The sequence below is a fragment of the Rhodococcus sp. USK13 genome (genome assembly GCF_018343855.1).
Taxonomy (GTDB): domain Bacteria; phylum Actinomycetota; class Actinomycetes; order Mycobacteriales; family Mycobacteriaceae; genus Rhodococcus_F; species Rhodococcus_F oxybenzonivorans.
The window spans coordinates 3,638,264-3,655,965 of the sequence record NZ_CP069242.1; the positions used below are offsets into that span (position 1 = coordinate 3,638,264).

Annotated in this window: 16 protein-coding genes and 1 pseudogene; 12 read left to right on the top strand and 5 right to left on the bottom strand. The window is 67.1% G+C overall.

From position 1 onward, the window contains the following. Window positions 1–7: 7 nt before the first annotated feature. Window positions 8–709: a membrane protein YczE gene (yczE, locus tag JQT59_RS38425; protein WP_249353679.1), complete on the top strand. Its 702-nt coding sequence runs from the start codon at window positions 8–10 to the stop codon at window positions 707–709. A gap of 20 nt (window positions 710–729) precedes the next feature. Here yczE and glgX read toward each other — a convergent pair. Further along, a pseudogene (gene glgX / locus JQT59_RS19210) lies at window positions 730–2,724 on the bottom strand (glycogen debranching protein GlgX); the annotation flags it as partial. A gap of 50 nt (window positions 2,725–2,774) precedes the next feature. Here glgX and JQT59_RS19215 point away from each other — a divergent pair. The 5 genes from JQT59_RS19215 (at window position 2,775) to JQT59_RS19235 (ending at window position 7,538) form a co-directional block, all read left to right on the top strand. Next, the gene (locus JQT59_RS19215) at window positions 2,775–3,596 is read left to right on the top strand and encodes an ABC transporter ATP-binding protein (protein ID WP_159926041.1); all 822 of its coding nucleotides are present in this window, start codon (window positions 2,775–2,777) and stop codon (window positions 3,594–3,596) included. A 73-nt stretch (window positions 3,597–3,669) separates the two neighbouring features. Then, window positions 3,670–4,560: an NUDIX hydrolase gene (locus tag JQT59_RS19220; protein WP_213577867.1), complete on the top strand. Its 891-nt coding sequence runs from the start codon at window positions 3,670–3,672 to the stop codon at window positions 4,558–4,560. 11 nt (window positions 4,561–4,571) lie between these two features. Beyond that, entirely contained in the window at window positions 4,572–5,351 is a 780-nt protein-coding gene (locus JQT59_RS19225) for an enoyl-CoA hydratase/isomerase family protein (protein WP_213571612.1), read from the top strand. Between the two features lie 56 nt (window positions 5,352–5,407). Then, on the top strand, window positions 5,408–6,379 hold the full coding sequence (locus JQT59_RS19230) for a class I SAM-dependent methyltransferase (RefSeq protein ID WP_159926045.1): 972 nt from the start codon (window positions 5,408–5,410) through the stop codon (window positions 6,377–6,379). Window position 6,380: 1 nt separating this feature from the next. Continuing rightward, a complete protein-coding gene (locus JQT59_RS19235; RefSeq protein ID WP_213571613.1) occupies window positions 6,381–7,538 on the top strand; it encodes a THUMP-like domain-containing protein in 1,158 nt (385 codons plus the stop codon). A 40-nt stretch (window positions 7,539–7,578) separates the two neighbouring features. Here JQT59_RS19235 and JQT59_RS19240 read toward each other — a convergent pair whose 3' ends face one another. Next, a complete protein-coding gene (locus JQT59_RS19240) occupies window positions 7,579–8,886 on the bottom strand; it encodes an outer membrane protein assembly factor BamB family protein (protein ID WP_213571614.1) in 1,308 nt (435 codons plus the stop codon). A gap of 139 nt (window positions 8,887–9,025) precedes the next feature. Between JQT59_RS19240 and JQT59_RS19245 the strand changes: the two genes are divergently transcribed. Further along, the gene (locus tag JQT59_RS19245; protein WP_213571615.1) at window positions 9,026–9,769 is read left to right on the top strand and encodes an acyltransferase; all 744 of its coding nucleotides are present in this window, start codon (window positions 9,026–9,028) and stop codon (window positions 9,767–9,769) included. Between the two features lie 21 nt (window positions 9,770–9,790). Then, window positions 9,791–10,045, top strand: coding sequence for a DUF3253 domain-containing protein (locus JQT59_RS19250; RefSeq protein WP_213571616.1), 255 nt, complete (start codon window positions 9,791–9,793; stop codon window positions 10,043–10,045). A gap of 57 nt (window positions 10,046–10,102) precedes the next feature. Here JQT59_RS19250 and JQT59_RS19255 read toward each other — a convergent pair whose 3' ends face one another. From JQT59_RS19255 to JQT59_RS19265, 3 genes are read right to left on the bottom strand one after another with little or no spacing between them, the layout of a single operon-like run. Further along, entirely contained in the window at window positions 10,103–11,347 is a 1,245-nt protein-coding gene (locus tag JQT59_RS19255; protein ID WP_213571617.1) for a glycosyltransferase family 4 protein, read from the bottom strand. Further along, window positions 11,344–12,945: a 1,4-alpha-glucan branching protein domain-containing protein gene (locus JQT59_RS19260; RefSeq protein WP_213577869.1), complete on the bottom strand. Its 1,602-nt coding sequence runs from the start codon at window positions 12,943–12,945 to the stop codon at window positions 11,344–11,346. Before JQT59_RS19260 ends, JQT59_RS19255 begins: the two co-directional genes overlap by 4 nt. A 14-nt stretch (window positions 12,946–12,959) precedes the next feature. Continuing rightward, window positions 12,960–13,763, bottom strand: coding sequence for a class I SAM-dependent methyltransferase (locus JQT59_RS19265; RefSeq protein WP_213571618.1), 804 nt, complete (start codon window positions 13,761–13,763; stop codon window positions 12,960–12,962). Between the two features lie 239 nt (window positions 13,764–14,002). Between JQT59_RS19265 and JQT59_RS19270 the strand changes: the two genes are divergently transcribed. The 4 genes from JQT59_RS19270 (at window position 14,003) to JQT59_RS19285 (ending at window position 17,690) form a co-directional block, all read left to right on the top strand. Beyond that, complete coding sequence (locus JQT59_RS19270; protein ID WP_213571619.1) at window positions 14,003–14,803, top strand: electron transfer flavoprotein subunit beta/FixA family protein; 801 nt, start codon at window positions 14,003–14,005, stop codon at window positions 14,801–14,803. 46 nt (window positions 14,804–14,849) lie between these two features. Further along, a complete protein-coding gene (locus tag JQT59_RS19275) occupies window positions 14,850–15,806 on the top strand; it encodes an electron transfer flavoprotein subunit alpha/FixB family protein (RefSeq protein WP_109331078.1) in 957 nt (318 codons plus the stop codon). 133 nt (window positions 15,807–15,939) lie between these two features. Continuing rightward, the gene (locus JQT59_RS19280; protein ID WP_159926063.1) at window positions 15,940–16,773 is read left to right on the top strand and encodes a GNAT family N-acetyltransferase; all 834 of its coding nucleotides are present in this window, start codon (window positions 15,940–15,942) and stop codon (window positions 16,771–16,773) included. Then, complete coding sequence (locus JQT59_RS19285) at window positions 16,770–17,690, top strand: lysophospholipid acyltransferase family protein (RefSeq protein ID WP_213571620.1); 921 nt, start codon at window positions 16,770–16,772, stop codon at window positions 17,688–17,690. Before JQT59_RS19280 ends, JQT59_RS19285 begins: the two co-directional genes overlap by 4 nt. Window positions 17,691–17,702 lie beyond the last annotated feature (12 nt).

Genomic DNA, 17,702 nt, shown 5'->3' on the forward strand with positions numbered 1-17,702 from the left:
GGCCCCCATGCTCGCTCGACGCGTGATAGCGCTCTTCGCCGGACTCTGGTTGTACGGCTTCTCGATGGCCATGATGATTACCGCCGGCCTCGGCCTCGATCCGTGGGATGTATTCCATCAGGGCGTCGCGGGCCGCACGTCGCTCAGTTTCGGCGCCGTCACCGCCCTCACCGGTGCGGCTGTTCTGCTGCTCTGGGTTCCGCTGCGTCAGAAGCCGGGATTCGGCACGATCGCCAACGTTGTGGTCATTGCGGTGTCCGTGGACACTTCACTGGTGCTTCTCCCGCCCGTCGGGTCGCCGGCCGTGCAGGTGGCGATGATGGTCGGTGGTGTCGTGCTCAACGCTCTGGCGACCGTGCTGTACATCGGTGCCGGTATGGGTACGGGACCGCGGGACGGACTGATGACCGGTCTGGTACGACGAACCGGATTGTCCGTGCGCCTTGTTCGGACGTCGATCGAAGTTGCGGTGCTGGCGACCGGGTGGCTGCTCGGCGGCACCGTGGGAGTGGGGACCGTGGTCTACGCGCTGGGGATCGGTCCGCTGATCCAGTTGATGATGCGTGCCGGCGGTCTCTATCCGACCGCTCGGAAGACGAGCAGCCCGGGTCCGGACAGTCTGATCGTCGAGTCTCCCGAAATGGGGCCACCCGGTTCCGGCGCGCCGTCAGGGGAGTTGGAATCGAATTCGGCGAGCAGGATTCCGTAGAACCAGTCGGGGCTGCCCAATGCCACCTCGACCGGTCCGCCGGAGTGGAAGACGAGGAGCCAGTTGTCGTCGGTGAGCTGAAATCCGTCCTCGGTGTGGGACCGGATGTCGGACCCGTCGATCCATGCCTGCAGGGTGCGGCGTGAGTCGTCGTGCCACGCATCGTCGTCCATCTCCGCACCGTCGGCGCCGAACCAGACGAGGTCCGGGTGACCGGTGGGAGTATGCCGCCCTTCGAAGAATTCCGGTTGGCGCAGTGCGGGGGACGCACGGCGCAGATCGAGAGCGCGCGTGACGAACGCGGTGAGCGTCCGGTCACCGGTGCTCCAGTCGAGCGCCCAGGAATCCTCGCGCGCAGTGTCGGCGGGGACACAGTACGCGTTGTTGTTGCCGCCCAGCGAATGACCGAATTCGTCGCCTGCCGTGAACATCGGGGTGCCCGTGGAGAGGGCGAGGGTGGCCAGCAGAGCGCGGACATGACGCTCGCGGGCGTCGGTGATCGACGGGTCGTCGGTGGGGCCTTCCACCCCGTGGTTGACGGAGTCGTTGTGGTCGGCGCCGTCCCGATTGTCCTCCCCGTTGGCTTCGTTGTGCTTGCGCCGGTACGCGACGAGGTCCGCCGCGGTGAAGCCGTCGTGTGCGGTCACGAAGTTGATGGAGGCCCAGGGCCGGCGACTGTGGAACAGGTCCTCCGAGCCGGCCACTCTGGAGGCCAGTTCGCGAACGCCGGTGTTGCCGTTCCAGAAGCGTCGGACAGTATCGCGGTATCGGTCGTTCCACTCCGACCACTGGGCGCCGAAGTGCCCGACCCGGTATCCGTCGGAGGTGGCGTCCCAGGGTTCGGCGATGAGTTTGCAGCGGGACAGAACAGGATCCGCGGTGATGGCGGAGAACACCGAAGCGCGAGAGTCGAATCGGCCTCCTCCGGGTCGGCCGAGGGCGGAGGCCAGGTCGAAACGGAAGCCGTCGACCCCCATGTCGTGTGCCCAGTACCGGAGGCTGTCGCAGATCATCCGGACGACGATGGGGGAGTGCGCGTCCACCGTGTTGCCGCATCCCGTGAGGTCGACGTCGCGGCCGTCGGCATCGAGAAGGTAATAGCCCGGGGCGTCGAGACCACGCCAGCTGAGGCTGATCCCGTCGACGCCCTCTTCGCACGTGTGGTTGTAGACGACGTCGAGGATCACCTCGATTCCGGCAGCGTGCAGGGCGTCGACCATGGTGTGGAATTCGGCGATCTCCTCGCCGGCCACTGCCGCGTAGCCGGGATGGGGCGCGAAGAACGACGCTGTCGAATAGCCCCAGTGGTTACGCATTCCCCGTTCACGCACCGTCTGTTCGGTCAGGTGTGCATGTACCGGAAGTAGCTCGACCGCGGTCACCCCGAGTCGAACGAGGTGACCGATGACGGCGGGCTCCGCCAGTCCCAGATATGTGCCGCGGTACTGGGGAGGGACGCCCCGATGTCGGGCGGTGTACGCGCCGACGTGCAGTTCGTAGAGGACGGTTTCCTCCCAGGGCCTTTCGATCCTGGGACCGGTGGTCCGGGGGACGGCGGGCGTGACCACGGACAGCGGCGCGTGGCCGAGGCTGTCGAGCGGCGAAGGTTCGCCGAACGGGTCTCCGGCATGCGAGATCAGGGCACGGTGGTCGCCGGTCCCGCCGGTAATGCGTTTCGCCCACGGATCGACGAGGAGTTTGGCGGGGTTCATCCGGACTCCCGCGCGGGGGTTCCACTCTCCGTGGACCCGGTAGCCGTAGCGCTGGCCGGGACCGACGCCGTCCACCACCCCGTGCCAGATTCCGTAGGTGCGCTGCACGAGGTCGATTCGTGTCTCCGCACCGTCTGGAGAAATCAGGCACACCTGTACCAGCTCCGCGTCCGGAGCGTGGACCGAGAACTGGGTGCCGGTGCCTCGCACGTGTGCTCCCAGGGGAAACGGCGATCCGGGCAGGCGCAGGCTCGGCGGGAACGACGCTCTCTCGCCGGCACGTGAATCGATGTGAGACGACACGTAACTGATCCTGCCGCGAATGCGCCGAAGATGTGCGGGAAGATGGATCCGTGCATCAACCTGATCCTGATCTCCTCATCGATTTCGACGACGTCCTCCTCCGGCGCGGGGGTAACACTCTCGTAGGGCCGGTGTCCTGGAAAGTGGAGCTCGACGAGCGATGGGTGGTCCTCGGCCCGAACGGAGCCGGCAAGACCTCGTTGCTCCGCATCGCGGCTGCCGAATTGCATCCGACGAGCGGTAGCGCCCACCTTCTGGGGGAACGGCTCGGGCGAGTCGACATCAACGAGCTACGACCGCGAATCGGGCTGTCGTCGTCGGCGCTGGCGAACCGGGTGCCTGCCGAGGAGGTGGTGAGCGATCTCGTCGTGTCCGCCGGCTACGCCGTACTCGGTCGCTGGCGGGAGCGGTACGAAGACATGGATACCGAGCGGGCGGTCGAGATGCTCGAAAGTCTCGGGGCCGAGCACCTCGCCCATCGCAGCTACGGCACCCTGTCCGAGGGGGAACGCAAGCGCGTGCTCATCGCCCGTGCACTGATGACCGACCCCGAACTTCTCCTCCTCGACGAACCCGCCGCCGGACTCGACCTCGGCGGGCGAGAGGAACTCGTCGCGCGACTGACCGACCTGGCTGCAGATCCCGACGCTCCCGCAACCGTTCTCATCACCCACCACGTCGAGGAGATCCCACCCGGCTTCACCCACGCGCTGCTCCTGAACGAGGGCCGGGTGGTGTCGCAGGGTCTGCTCGACGACGTGATCACGTCGGAGAACCTCAGTGAGGCCTTCAGCCAGTCCATCAGCCTCGACAAGGTCGATGGACGGTACTTCGCGCGGCGCAGCCGGATCCCGGGCGCCCACCGGGCGTGAGGGTCGAAACGGGCACCTGTTCCAGTGGGGTGCCGGTGCGACGCACATCACCGGAGGCGTAGGTTCCAAGATCATGGTCTCGAAGCAAGAACAGGCGGCAGTCGACGCCGTCGACGTGTCACCGAAGGACGCGTCGACGGTCATCCTGATCCGGGATGCAGCACCGGAACTCCCAGGGGGCGGCATCGAGGTATTTCTCCTGCGCCGCGTCAAGGGCATGGCGTTCGCCGGAGGTATGACGGTGTTTCCGGGAGGCGGTGTCGACCCGTCGGATGCCGTGGCGGACGTGCAGTGGGCCGGACCTCCCGTCGAGTGGTGGGCCGAACGCTTCTCCACCGACCCCGCCCGGGCGAAGGCTCTGGTGTGCGCGGCGGTACGTGAAACATTCGAGGAATGTGGCGTGCTGCTCGCGGGCGGAAGCACGGACACGGTAGTGGCCGACACGTCGCACTACGCGCAGGCGCGCATTGCGCTCGAACGACGTGAACTTTCCTTCAGTGAGTTCCTGGCACGCGAGGAACTCGTGCTCAGAGCCGACCTCCTGCGCCCCTGGGCGAACTGGATCACGCCGATCGGCGAAGGGCGGCGTTACGACACCCGGTTCTTCGTCGCAGCGGCTCCCGACGGGCAGATCGCGGACGGGGCCACGTCCGAAGCCGAGGAAGTGACGTGGCTGAGCCCCGCGGCGGCCCTGGACGCATGGAAGGGGGGCGGCAGCATCCTGCTCCCACCCACGTGGAGTCAGCTGTCGGCATTGCAGAACTTCGATTCGGTGGCAGCGGTCCTCGCCGCGGAGCCGGAGATCCCGGTGATCCTGCCGACCCTCATCACGGACGAGGAAACGATTCGGGTCGAGTTTCCCGGGCAGGACGGTTATTACGAGGCAGGCCCGCACCCGTGGTCGGTGCGGGGACGGAAGCGGACACCGCCGGGTCGCGCCGAGTCGGCCGAGCGGAGCAAGTAGCCTCTTGCCTCATGGCTGAATTCGTCACTCTCGAGGTTTCCGAAGGCATCGGCACCATTCGACTCGCGCGTCCCCCGATGAATGCACTGAATCGGCAGGTGCAACAGGAGTTGCGGGCCGCCGCACGGGAAGCGACGGTGCGTCCCGACGTCAAGGCAGTGATCGTGTACGGCGGAGAGAAGGTGTTCGCCGCAGGCGCCGACGTCAAGGAAATGGCCGAGATGAGCTTCGGCCAGATGACGGATGTCATCACCGATCTGCAATCGGACCTGGCCGCGGTCTCGGAGATTCCCAAGCCGACCGTCGCCGCGATCACGGGGTACGCGCTCGGCGGCGGCCTCGAGGTCGCACTCTCGGCCGACCGGCGGATCGCTGGTGACAACGCCAAGCTCGGTGTCCCCGAGATCCTTCTCGGCATCATTCCCGGTGGCGGCGGCACTCAGCGTCTCGCTCGGCTGATCGGTCCCTCGAAAGCGAAAGACCTGGTGTTCACCGGGCGCTTCGTCAACGCCGACGAGGCGTTGGCGATCGGTCTGGTCGACGAGGTGGTGGCGCCCGACGACGTGTACGAGGCAGCTCGACGATGGGCGTCCCAGTTCACGAAGGGTGCCGGCCGCGCGCTGGCCGCGGCGAAAGCCGCCGTCGACCAGGGATTGGACGTCGACCTGCACAGCGGACTGGCGGTCGAGCGCCAGCTGTTCGCGTCCCTGTTCGCCACCCAGGACCGCACGATCGGGATGGAATCGTTCATCGAGAACGGCCCCGGTAAGGCTCAGTTCACCGGCGAGTAGCCTGAGCCCGGAAAACTAGAACCTGTTCACTCTTACCAGCGAGTAGGATTTGCCGCATGACTGCTAGCGCCCACGACGACCCCGCTCCTCATCCGCACGCCACCGCCGAAGAGGTCGAGGCGGCGCTGAAGGACACCAAACTCGCCCAGGTGCTCTACCACGACTGGGAAGCCGAGACGTACGACGAGAAGTGGTCCATCTCGTACGACGAGCGGTGCATCGACTACGCGCGGGGTCGCTTCGACGCCGTCGCGGGAGATCAGCCCCTTCCGTACGAGCGGGCGCTCGAACTGGGCTGCGGTACCGGCTTCTTCCTTCTCAATCTGATGCAGGGCGGGGTCGCGAAGACCGGTTCAGTGACCGACCTCTCGCCAGGCATGGTCAAGGTGGCATTGCGCAATGCCGAGGGTCTCGGGTTGCCCGTCGACGGTCGTGTCGCCGACGCCGAAACGATTCCGTACGACGACAACACGTTCGACCTCGTGGTCGGGCACGCTGTGCTACATCACATCCCGGATGTGGAGCAGTCGCTCCGCGAGGTACTGCGGGTGCTGAAGCCCGGTGGGCGCTTCGTGTTCGCCGGCGAGCCCACCACCATCGGCAACTTCTACGCCCGCTGGCTCGGCCGCGTCACGTGGGAGACCACGACGCGTGTCACCAAGCTGCCCTTCCTTGCCGATTGGCGTCGCCCGCAGGCGGAACTGGACGAATCCTCCCGCGCTGCGGCACTGGAAGCCGTCGTCGATCTCCACACGTTCGATCCGAGTGATCTCGAGAAGATCGCCGAGTCCGCGGGCGCCGCGCAGGTGCACGCCGCCACCGAGGAGTTCGCCGCCGCCCTGCTCGGGTGGCCCGTCCGCACCTTCGAGGCCGCTGTTCCGCCGGAGAAGTTGGGCTGGGGCTGGGGCCGTTTCGCGTTCACCGGATGGAAGACGCTCAGCTGGGTCGACGAGAAGATCCTCCGCCATGTGGTGCCGCGCGGTTTCTTCTACAACGTCATGATCACCGGCGTGAAGCCCGGCAACTGAATTGGGCTATGCGTTCACTCCCGAAGACGTGGAGTTCCTGCAGAGTGCTTCAGGCGCAGCAGCTCTCGTCGAGGTAGACGAACTTGCGCTGACCACGTCGACGCGCCTGGCCGATATCGGCTGGGCGCGTTCGCGTTTCGGCTCTCGGGTGGCCATGCTGGTGGAGACGGTGCTGTTGCGGCGCAAGGCCTCGATCAAGTTGCCCGGCAGCGAGCACTGGCTCTTCACCGATGATGCACTGCAACAGGCGACTCCGCGTGCCGTGGCAGCCCACCGCGCGACGCGCCTGGCAGAGAGGAACGTTCACGACGTCACCTGCTCGATCGGTGCGGAACTCGATGCTGTCATCGGGACGGCCAATACGGTGGTCGGCAGCGACATCGATCCCGTCCGGCTGCTCATGGCCCGGCACAATGTTCCCGCTGCGGCGATCGTGCGCGCAGACGCATTGGTGCCGTGTACCCGCGACACCGTCGTGCTCGCAGATCCGGCGCGGCGGTCGGGTGGCAGGCGCACACATGATCCCGCTGCTCTCGAGCCGCCACTACCCGACCTCATAGACGCGTACCGAGGCCGTGATCTCGCGGTGAAGTGCGCTCCCGGCCTCGATTTCGATCGGCTCGACTGGGAAGGCGAGGTCGAGGTCGTGTCCCTCGACGGTGGCGTCCGTGAGGCGTGCCTGTGGTCGGCCGGACTGTCGGGCGCCGGAGTCACTCGCCGGGCAAGCGTCCTCGACTCCGGAGGCGCGGTGTGGACGGTGACGGACGCCGAGGACGACGACATCCCCGAACGCGCGCCGGGGGAGTGGATCGTCGATCCTGACGGCGCTGTGGTCCGGGCGGGTTTGGTGCGGCACTACGCCGCCCGGCACGGACTGTGGCAGCTCGATCCTCGGATCGCTTATCTCACGGGCGATTCGGTTCCCGCGGGCGTGCGGGGCTTTCGAATTCTCGAGCAGGTGAAATATTCGGAGAAGTCGCTGCGGCAGGAGCTCGCCCGCCACGACTGCGGTGCGGCGGAGATCCTCGTGCGCGGCGTCGACGTCGATCCGGCCGTGCTGCGTCCCAAGTTGAAGCTTCGCGGAAACCGCTCGCTCAGTGTGGTGATCACGCGGATCGGCCGATCGGGCGTCGCCTTCATCTGCGCTCCGCCCCCGTGAGTACTTGTCAACTACGGGATGTTAACAAGTACTCACGGGGTCAGCGGAGGACGAACAGCTCCCCGAGCAGCGTCGGAGTGAGGACCTCACCCTCAGGGCCGATGGACGTGCCGACCGTGAATCCCTTCGCCCCCGGCAGGGTGTCCTGATCGAGCGTTTCGCCGGTGGAGGTGTCGAACGTGAGCGCCGCCAGTCCGTCCACACCCTCGCGGATCACCGAGTAGCCGGTGGATCCGGCCGTCTGGGCGGGGACTCCCAAATGCAGTAGATCCCTACGTTCCCAAGCAAGTTCGGCGTGGTCGCCCTTGTCCTGCAGCGCAAGGAGGTGGCCGTCGAGTCCGCCCGCGGGAATGATCAGACCGTCCGCGGACGTCGACGGGCTGCCCGCAGCGGCGTACCCGATGTCGTAACTCCACTTCGGATCACCCGTCGCAGCGTCGATCGCCCACACCGTGCCCCAGTTGTCGTTGACGTACACGACGGAACCGTCAGCCGACAGATCGGGGCTCGATGCGCTGCCCCCCGGCAGGGTGTCGCTGGACCATTCCTGGCTGATCGTGGGATTGTCGCCGCCGGAGTATTTCATCGCGACGAGGTCGGCCTCGGTCGCGCCGGGCGCAAAGAACGTGAAGTAGAACGTGCCGGACGCCAGGTCGATGGCCGGCATGTTGGCCACCGGGCAGTCGGGGGAGCCGAAGAAGCAGCCGCTGAGGCCCTTGTCGTCGGGAAGGATGTCCACGTTCGCGCCGTCGGCGACGGACGGTGGCGGGATGAGGTCGTACGACGCCACCACTTTTTGCCCGGTCTGCGGATCGAGCACGCTGATCTGCCCGAGCTGGGTGATGAACAGCAGGTTGCCGTCGCCCGTGAATTGTGCCGACAGCGGTGTTCCGACCACCGGTGTGCGCCAACGTAACTGGCCGTGTTCGTTGAACGAGTTCATGGCCCCGTTCTCGCCCACGTAGACATTGGCGGCGCCGTCGACCACCGGGGTGGACGCCACGACTCCGGGGGCAAGCTGGCGGCACCAGCGTTTGCGGCCGCTCTCCATCTGGAAGGAGAAGAGATTGCACCCCTTATCGGTGCGAGCGGTGAGGAAGATCTGGCCGCTTGCCGCCACGGATGCGTAGTTCGCCACCGGCCCACCGAGGGGCCGCGACCACGCGAGCGAGACGTCGCGCGACCCTGTCACCGGACTGGTGTCACTGTTGCGGGCGTCCGCATGCATCCCCGGCCACCCGCCCGCGGAGAAGATGTCGTCGACGTGCGCCCCGCCCCCGCAGCCGCTGAGGACGACAGCCGAGATCGTCGCCAGCGCCAGTACTGACGAACGTAGGACCCGCCGCATTACATCTCCTCAGTTTTCGACAAACGCTCGGCCCAGAGACTATCCCGCCGAGGCAGGCACGATCGGCACACCCCGAACGGTGTCGGTGTCCGGACACACCCGCGCACGGCTCCGGCGGGTGAACGTAGGCTGACGGGCTATGACGAGCATGTGGGGCGCACCGTTGCGTACGAGGTGGAAGGGATCCCGGCGGAAGGACAGTGAGCAGGCCCGCTTCCTGACCCTCGACTCGCTGCGCTGGGTGCTGGCGAACAAGGCGTACACGCCGTGGTACCTGGTGCGGTACTACCGGCTGGCCAAGTTCAAGCTCGCCAACCCGCACGTGATCCTGCGGGGCATGGTGTTCCTCGGCAAGCGCGTGGAGATCCACTCGACGCCGGACCTGTCCCGCCTCGAAATCGGTCGCTGGGTCCACATCGGTGACGGCAACGCGATCCGGTGCCACGAGGGGTCGCTGCGTATCGGCGACAAGGTGGTGTTCGGCAAGGACAACGTGGTCAACACGTACCTCGACATCGAGATCGGAGCGTCCACGCTCGTCGCCGACTGGTGCTACATCACCGACTTCGATCACCGCATGGACGACATCAACGTGCCCATCAAGGATCAGGGCATCGTGAAGGGCCCGGTACGCATCGGTCCCGATACCTGGGTGGCCGCGAAGGTCACGGTGCTCCGCAACACCCGGGTGGGACGCGGTTGCGTGCTCGGCGCCCACGCCGTCGTCAAGGGCGACATCCCTGATTTCAGCATCGCAGTGGGATCGCCCGCCAAGGCCGTGAAGAATCGCAGGGCCGAGTGGGAGGCCGGCGCCGAGAAGCGGGCCAAATACATCGCCGCACTAGAGGACATTGCCCGCAAGAAGGCGGCCCGGGAGGGCTGAGCCGGGTGGCATTGTCGACCCATGGGCGTCTCGGACCGCGAACTCGAGGATCGTATCCGCGAGCTGCTGTATGCGCGGTCGGCGGATTCGAGTATCTGCCCGTCGGACGTGGCCCGCGCGATCGCCCCCGACGAGTGGCGACCTCTCATGGAGCCGGTGCGCCAGGCCGCCCGACGCCTTGTCGCGGCAGGGGAAGTCGAGATCAGCCAGCGGGGTGCGGTGGTGGATCCGGACTCGGTGCGTGGTCCGATCCGAATTCGCCGTGTCCACGAGTGAGGCGAATGTACCGTTCGGCGCGCTGGAGGCGTCCGGCGGTACATTCGCCCTCGCGACTCAGCGTCCGGGCAGGGGTCGCTCGGGAATAACCGGGCGCGCCAAGGGGTGTCGCACGCGGCGTTTGGCGCCGGCGTAAACGTGCGCCGTGTCTTCGGCCACTGTGTGCCAGTCGAAATCCGCGGTGAGGCGGTCGCGGGCGGCCACTGCTCGTTGCTGCGCCGCCGCCGGATCGTCGAGAACCTCCCGAACCGCCGAGGTGAGTCCCGTGACATCGCCGGGAAGGAAGGACATGCCGGTCACTCCGTCGACGACCGCCTCGCCGAGACCGCCGGCGGTAGACGTCACCAGCGGAGTTCCGGAGGCGGCAGCCTCGAGCGCGATGATGCCGAACGGCTCGTAACGGCTGGGCAGCACGATGACATCGGCGCCGTGAAGCCAGCTCAGCAGTTCGGAGTGGTCGAGATTGCCGAGGAAGTTGACGGCGCGGGCAACGCGGTGAGTGCGGGCCTGCTGATAGAGCCAGGTGAACTGGGTGCCCTCACCCGCGATCGACAGTGTGGTCCCCGGGTGACTCCGGCGGATACGGGGAAGCGCGGCGATCGCATCCTGCACCCCCTTCTCGTACTCGAGGCGGCCGACGAACAACAGTTTGGGTGGACCCGATCGCGGCGCGCGTCGACGGAAATTCCACGTGGTCACGTCGATCCCGTTGCGTATCACAGTGATCGGCGGAAGATGGGGCCCGTAGAGGGTGGTCACCTCGTCCTGCATCGATGCCGAGCAGGTGATGAGCGCATCGGAGTCGTTGGCCAGCCACCATTCGACCGAATGCACCTGACGGTTGATGCGGCCCGACACCCAGCCGCTGTGGCGGCCGGCTTCGGTGGCGTGCAACGTGGATACCAAAGGCACGTCGTAGAATTCGGCGAGTGCGATGGCCGGATGTGCTACCAGCCAGTCGTGGGCATGCACCACGTCGGGCTGCCATCCTTCTCCGACACCCGGCTTGTGCAGGGCGACGCCGGCCCGCACCATGGCGTGCCCCATGGCAAGTGTCCACGCCAGCATGTCCTCGCCGAACACGAAATGCGGCGGATCTTCGGCGACGGCGACGACGAGTACGCCTTCTTCGATGTGGGTGACGGTGGGGTGCGTGGACGCATCGGTTCCCGACGGCCGCCGCGACAGCACCACCACCTCGTGGCCGGCGGCGGCAAGAGCGGTCGCGAGGTGGTGCACGTGGCGGCCGAGGCCGCCCACGACCACGGGCGGGTACTCCCACGACACGATGAGGATTTTCACGAGGCCACTCCCGAGACGCCGACCGCCGATGCTGCGGAACGGACAGGCAGGCGCCGGGCGTCCAGGCCGGGGAACAGGCCGTCGGCAGCGTTCCAACCGGCCGCGAGGCGCGCCGCCGACGCGTCGTTGCCCGCAGCCACCGCGGCCGCGATCTCGCGCATCGCGTGCGCGTGCTTGTGTGCCCGGTCGCGCGCATACTCCGCCGCAGAGTCCTTGCTGACCATAAATGCCCAGTCGCTCGACACCGTCATGAGTGCCTCTCGCAGAATCTGATCGTTGATGCGGTTGCGGAGTTCGGGTCTTCCGGGTGCAGAACCGAGGCTACGGGCTTTGTCGACCGTGTCCAGTGCGGCCCCGACCACCTCGGAGTTGAGTGCCACCAGATCGGACACCTTCTCGCCCGCCCACACCCGCCAGTCCTTGCCGGACCCCCACGACGAGTTCTCCAGGGGGACCGGCGCACCGACGTATCCCTGGGTGCGGGCGTCCTCGAGGGTGCCGACCCGGATTCCCGCCTCGGGGAGAGCGCGCAGCACCTTCTCGAGCCACTCGGGGCCTTCGTGCCACCAGTGCCCGAACAACTCGGTATCGAAGGCCGCGACGACGACCGCTGGGCGCCCGATTCGCTCGGCCTCTCCGCGCAGTCGCCTGTGGACCGTGGAAACGAAGTCGGCGACGTGCCGGTCGACGGCGGCGGACGCCAGTTCCGGGTCGTACGGCGCCTTGTCCGCCGAGTCCACCGTGCGGCCGGTGACCCGGGCGGGCTTCAGTCCGGTGGCATGGTCGTAGGTGTGGAAGTCCCGGTAAGCGCCATGGCCGGGGTAACCCGACTTCGGCGACCACACCCGGTAACTGACCTGCAGGTCGCGGCCGAACGCGACGACGTCGGAGTCTCGGACCGGCCGGCCGAGGGAGGTGTCCCCGCGCAGGGCGGGACCGTCGACCATGAAGTGGGTGACCCCCGCCTCGGCGTAGCCGATCTCCATGCCCGGGGTGTAGGCGCATTCGGGCCCCCAGATGCCCGTGGGTGTGGTGTTCCACCTGTTCTTCGCGTCGGCGAGTCCCTCCCTCAAGGAGAACTCGCGCAGTCGTGGCTCGAGCAGCGGCTGGAACGGGTGCGCGAGGGGGCCGCCGAGAAGCTCGAAGGCTTCCCGATCGAGAAGATCGCGTAGGACGGGCGAGCCACCGTGCCGCCACCGCAGTTCGAAATCGGTGAGTGCGTCGGCGGAGGCGCGGTGCTCCCGGGCGCCGAGATCGCGGTGTGCGTCATCGGGCATTCCGGCAGCTTCGTGAGCTCGAATCTGCCAATTCCCCAGCCAGTGATGCATGCCCGTCAGGCAGTGCGGATCATCGAGTTGAGCGGCGAGGACCGGGGTGATCCCCAGAGTCAAGAGATGGGAGCGGCCTTCGTCGGACAGTCGCCGCAACATGGCCGTGAGGGGAAGGTACGACGCGGCCCACGACTGGTACAGCCACTCCTCTCCGACCGGCCAGCGGCCGTGATGGGCGAGCCAGGGCAGGTGCGAGTGCAGAACCAGGCAGAACATGCCCGGCTCCGTGTGGTCGGGCGGGCGCGTCCCGCTTCCCACGCTCCCCATTCGTGTGGAATCGGTCACTGCACGGGATCCTTCATCGCGACGGCCACGAGGTCGAGGCTGTCGTCGATGTTGCCCTCGCGCAAGACGAAGTCGTCGACCGTGATGCCCTCGACGTCACGGGTGAGTTCCGCCGGCCAGGGCTCGCCCGCGAGGGCCCGGTCGATCTGGGCGCCGATGAACGAACCGCCGTGCTTGGCGTCGAGTGCCTTCAGTCGTTCACCGTGGTGGACGCCGGTCATCAGCGACACCGTGAACCCCGCTTCCTCGAGTAGCTCGGTCAACTCGGCGGCGTCGAGTTCACGGGTGTGGAACGGGTTGAGCGGTGTGTCCCGACCGGGCGAGAACGTAATTCGGTTGGGGGTGCTGACGAGAAGTTCTCCGCCCGGCGTCAACACGCGGAAGCATTCCCGCAGAAACTGTGCCTGATCCCAGAGATGTTCGATCACCTGAAAATTGACGACGGCGTCCACCGAGGCATCGCCGAGGGGAAGCTCGGCCAGGTTGCCGTGCAGCATCTCGACCCGGGGGTACCGGGCCCGAACGTGTTCGACTGCGGAAATGTCGTAGTCGAGGCCGGTGACGCGCACCGCCACGTCGGCAATCATGTTGGCGCCGTAGCCTTCTCCCGATCCTGCTTCGAGGACGGTCCGGCCGGCGCAGCGGGGCAGGAGGTCGCGGTAGACCACCTCGTGACGCCGGAACCAGTAGTTCTCCTCGGGGATGCCGGGCACGGTCCGCTCGCCCGTGAGGGGCAGTTGCTCGTCTCCGGTTGCGGGCAGCGGTGCGTTCTCGCGGTCGCCGACAAATGATTCGCTCACCGGTGCGAGATTAGTGCCACTGACGAGGTCGCTCGTCCAGGTGGTCCACATCACAGCACCGAAAGTGATGTTCCGGCTTATGGTGAACGAGGCTTTCGCGCAAGTTACCAGCGGGTAACTTAACGTGAGGTAATCTGTCGCAGAGCAATTGTGCGAGGACATACGAAGACGAGAGCTCCGCTCATGCGGAGCAACTCGCGATAACCAGGCAAGTACACACAGGAGGTCGACGAAGACCCATGACGAACATCGTTGTTTTGATCAAGCAGGTCCCCGACACATGGTCCGAGCGCAAGCTGACCGACGGTGACTACACGCTTGACCGCGAGGCCGCCGACGCCGTGCTCGACGAGATCAATGAGCGGGCCGTCGAGGAAGCGCTTCTCATCAAGGAGGCGCAGGGCGGCGAGGTGACCGTGTTGTCCGCAGGTCCGGACCGCGCCACCGACGCCATCCGCAAGGCCCTGTCCATGGGTGCCGACAAGGCTGTGCACATCAATGACCCCGCACTCCACGGTTCCGACGCGGTCCAGACGGCGTGGACGCTTGCGGCCGCTCTCGGACAGATCACGTTCGAGAACGACGAGCCCGCCGACCTGATCATCGCCGGCAACGAGGCCACCGACGGCCGGATGGGCGCGGTTCCCGCGATCATCGCCGAGTACCTGGGCATCCCGCAGCTCACGCAGCTGCGCAAGCTCACGGTTGCCGACGGCGTCGCGACCGGTGAGCGGGAGACCGACGAGGGTGTGTTCGGCCTCGAGGCGAACCTGCCTGCCATCGTGAGCGTCACCGAGAAGATCAACGAGCCCCGTTTCCCCTCCTTCAAGGGCATCATGGCCGCGAAGAAGAAGGAAGTCATCACCTACACCCTGGCCGACCTCGGTGTGGACCCGGAGACCGTCGGTGTCGCGAACGCGGGCACCACCGTCACCGCCTCGACGCCCAAGCCCCCGCGTACCGCTGGTGAGCGCATCGTCGACGAGGGCGACGGCGGCAGCAAGATCGCCGCATACCTCGTCGGCCAGAAGATCATCTGATCCGCGCCCTCCATAGACCAGCAGACATATACAGGGAGAGTTAGACATGGCAGAAGTACTGGTGCTCGTCGAGCACGCAGAGGGTGCACTGAAGAAGGTCAGCACCGAATTGATCACCGCCGCTCGCGCGCTCGGTGAGCCGGCCGCAGTGGTCACCGGTCCCGCCGGTACCGCGGACAAGCTCGCCGACGCACTCGCGGCCGCCGGCGCAGCCAAGATCTATGTCGCCGAGTCGGATGACATCGAGGGCTACCTGGTGACCCCGAAGGTCGACGTCCTCGCGTCGCTCGTCGAGTCCGCTGCCCCGGCCGCGGTCATCACCGCCGCGAGCATCGAAGGCAAAGAGGTCTCCGGACGTCTCGCCGCCCGCATCGGATCCGGCCTGCTCTGCGACGTCGTCGACGTGAAGTCCGACGGCAGCGCTGTGCACTCCATCTTCGGTGGCGCGTTCACCGTCGAGGCCAAGGCCAACGGTGACGTCCCGGTCATCTCGGTGCGTCCGGGTGCCATCGAGGCGAAGCCGGAGGCGGGCGCGGGCGAAAAGGTCGAGGTCGAGGTTCCCGCGCAGGACGAGGGCGTCGTCAAGATCACCTCGCGTGATCCGATCGTCGGCGGCGACCGGCCCGAGCTCACCGAGGCGACCGTCGTCGTCTCCGGTGGCCGTGGCGTCGGCAGCGCAGACAAGTTCTCCGTCGTCGAGGAACTCGCCGATTCGCTCGGCGCCGCGGTGGGCGCCTCGCGTGCCGCTGTGGACTCCGGCTACTACCCGGGCCAGTTCCAGGTCGGTCAGACCGGTAAGACGGTCTCCCCGCAGCTGTATATCGCGCTCGGCATCTCCGGTGCCATCCAGCACCGCGCAGGTATGCAGACGTCGAAGACCATCGTCGCCGTGAACAAGGACGAGGAAGCGCCGATCTTCGAGATCGCCGACTTCGGCATCGTCGGCGACCTGTTCAACGTGGCTCCGCAGCTCACTGAGGCTGTCAAGACCCACAAGGGCTAGATATCGCCCGTCGGCGGCCCCGTTCCCCTCGAGGGAGCGGGGCCGCCGTCGTATCTATACCGTTCACCCCGGCTGCATCGACACGACACCTCGTCGATGCCCCGCCGCCGCCCCTGCTCGGTAAACCTGCGCCATGACAACTTCGTCTGTTCTTCGCGCAGCGAGTGACACCGCCGATACCGTTGTAGTTCCACCCCGGTACTCCCTCGTCGTCTCCTCCGACCGCGAGCATCGGGTGGCGGCCCAGCGGCTGCGTTACCGCGTGTTCGCCGCGGAGCCGGGTTTTTCGGTTCCCGCCACCACCACCGGGCTCGAGGCCGACCGATTCGACGAATTCTGTGACCATCTACTCGTCCGCCACGAGGCCACCGGCGAATTCGTCGGCTGCTACCGCATGCTTCCGCCGGATGCCGCCGCGCAGGCCGGTGGCTATTACACGGCCACCGAGTTCGACATCTCGGCCCTGGACCCGCGAGGCAATCGGATCGTGGAGATGGGCAGGGCGTGCGTCGACCCCGACCACCGTTCCGGCTCGGTACTGAGCCTGATGTGGTCCGGAATTCTCCACTACCTGCAGCTGACCGGCTACGACTGGGTGATGGGCTGCGTGTCCGTGCCCATGCAGGAGCATCCCGATGTCCCGGCCGGCTCCAACGTGCGCGGTGTGCGAGATCTGCTCCTGAGCAAGCACGGCAACGACCCTGCGGCCCGGGTCGTTCCCCGCAACCCGGTCCGCGTGGCAGGCCGATCCCTCGACGAGATCGAGCCACCTGCCCGGCCTTCGCTGCCCCCGTTGCTGCGGGGGTACCTCCGTCTGGGCGCGAAGGTGTGCGGGGAGCCGGCGCACGACCCGGAATTCGGTGTCGCCGACTTCGTCGCGCTGCAGGGACTGCATCACGCGAACGAGCGTTACCTCGAACGGCTGCGTTCGGCGTCGGCGTACCTCGAAACCGGGACCCAGGCGTGAGCACCACCTCGAGCGAGACGCCGGTTCCCGTCCACGCCTGGATGCCGTCGAGTCCGTGCGGCAGCAGATGCCTGCCCCCGGAGGCGCCGGGCGTCTCGGCCGTTGTCGTCGCGATCCGTTGGTTCCTCGTAGCCTCCGCCCTGGTGACCGCGCCGCTGCTGACGGCCGGGTGCGTGATGCCACAGACGTGGCGGACCGGTCTTCAACGCCGGTACGCGGCGATGCTGCTGCGGTGTGTGGGCCTGCGGCTGGAGGTGGTCGATCACCGCGGCAAGCGGCGGCACGAGGGTGGCATCCTGGTGGTGGCGGGCCACGTCTCCTGGACCGACGTCCTGGTTCTCAATGCTCTTCACCCGGCAAGCTTCGTTGCGCGGGGAGACCTTCTCGACTGGCCGATCCTGGGGTCGCTCGCGCGGCGGATGCGGATCGTCCCGATCGACCGGCACGACCTGCGGGCGCTGCCCGGCACCGTGGCCGCAACAGCGACACGACTGCGGGACGGCGAAAGGGTGGCCGCCTTCCCGGAGGGGACGACATGGTGTGGGCGCGCGTACGGAGGCTTCCGCCCGGCGCTGTTCCAGGCGGCGATCGACGCGGAGTGCCCGGTGCAGCCGGTGTCCCTGCGGTACACGATGCGCGGGGGAGAATTGACCACCGGGCCGTGCTTCGTGGGTGAGGAGACGATCGGCGGGTCGATTCGGCGAATCATTCGGCACAAAGGCGTCGTCGCCGAAGTCCGGCTGGCGCCGATCGAGTACCCGGGGGAGTCGCGCCGGGATCTTGCCGCCCGCTGTGAGCGCGCCGTGCGGGGGTCCGAGCCCATCGATCTCGCAGCGCACGACATCCTCGATCCGACGCGGGAGCCCGCCCAGGGGGCCGGTACCCGGATCGAGACGGAAGAGCGCCTGATCGCCTGAGCTATCCTGGTC

What these genes read in the sequence shown, in the direction of transcription:
- JQT59_RS19245 (WP_213571615.1), top strand. Translation starts at nt 9,026, where the DNA reads ATGACGAGCATGTGGGGCGCACCGTTGCGTACGAGGTGGAAGGGATCC.
- JQT59_RS19240 (WP_213571614.1), bottom strand. Translation starts at nt 8,886, where the DNA reads ATGCGGCGGGTCCTACGTTCGTCAGTACTGGCGCTGGCGACGATCTCG.
- JQT59_RS19260 (WP_213577869.1), bottom strand. Translation starts at nt 12,945, where the DNA reads ATGGGGAGCGTGGGAAGCGGGACGCGCCCGCCCGACCACACGGAGCCG.
- JQT59_RS19250 (WP_213571616.1), top strand. Translation starts at nt 9,791, where the DNA reads ATGGGCGTCTCGGACCGCGAACTCGAGGATCGTATCCGCGAGCTGCTG.
- JQT59_RS19270 (WP_213571619.1), top strand. Translation starts at nt 14,003, where the DNA reads ATGACGAACATCGTTGTTTTGATCAAGCAGGTCCCCGACACATGGTCC.
- yczE (WP_249353679.1), top strand. Translation starts at nt 8, where the DNA reads ATGCTCGCTCGACGCGTGATAGCGCTCTTCGCCGGACTCTGGTTGTAC.
- JQT59_RS19230 (WP_159926045.1), top strand. Translation starts at nt 5,408, where the DNA reads ATGACTGCTAGCGCCCACGACGACCCCGCTCCTCATCCGCACGCCACC.
- JQT59_RS19280 (WP_159926063.1), top strand. Translation starts at nt 15,940, where the DNA reads ATGACAACTTCGTCTGTTCTTCGCGCAGCGAGTGACACCGCCGATACC.
- JQT59_RS19275 (WP_109331078.1), top strand. Translation starts at nt 14,850, where the DNA reads ATGGCAGAAGTACTGGTGCTCGTCGAGCACGCAGAGGGTGCACTGAAG.
- JQT59_RS19220 (WP_213577867.1), top strand. Translation starts at nt 3,670, where the DNA reads ATGGTCTCGAAGCAAGAACAGGCGGCAGTCGACGCCGTCGACGTGTCA.
- JQT59_RS19225 (WP_213571612.1), top strand. Translation starts at nt 4,572, where the DNA reads ATGGCTGAATTCGTCACTCTCGAGGTTTCCGAAGGCATCGGCACCATT.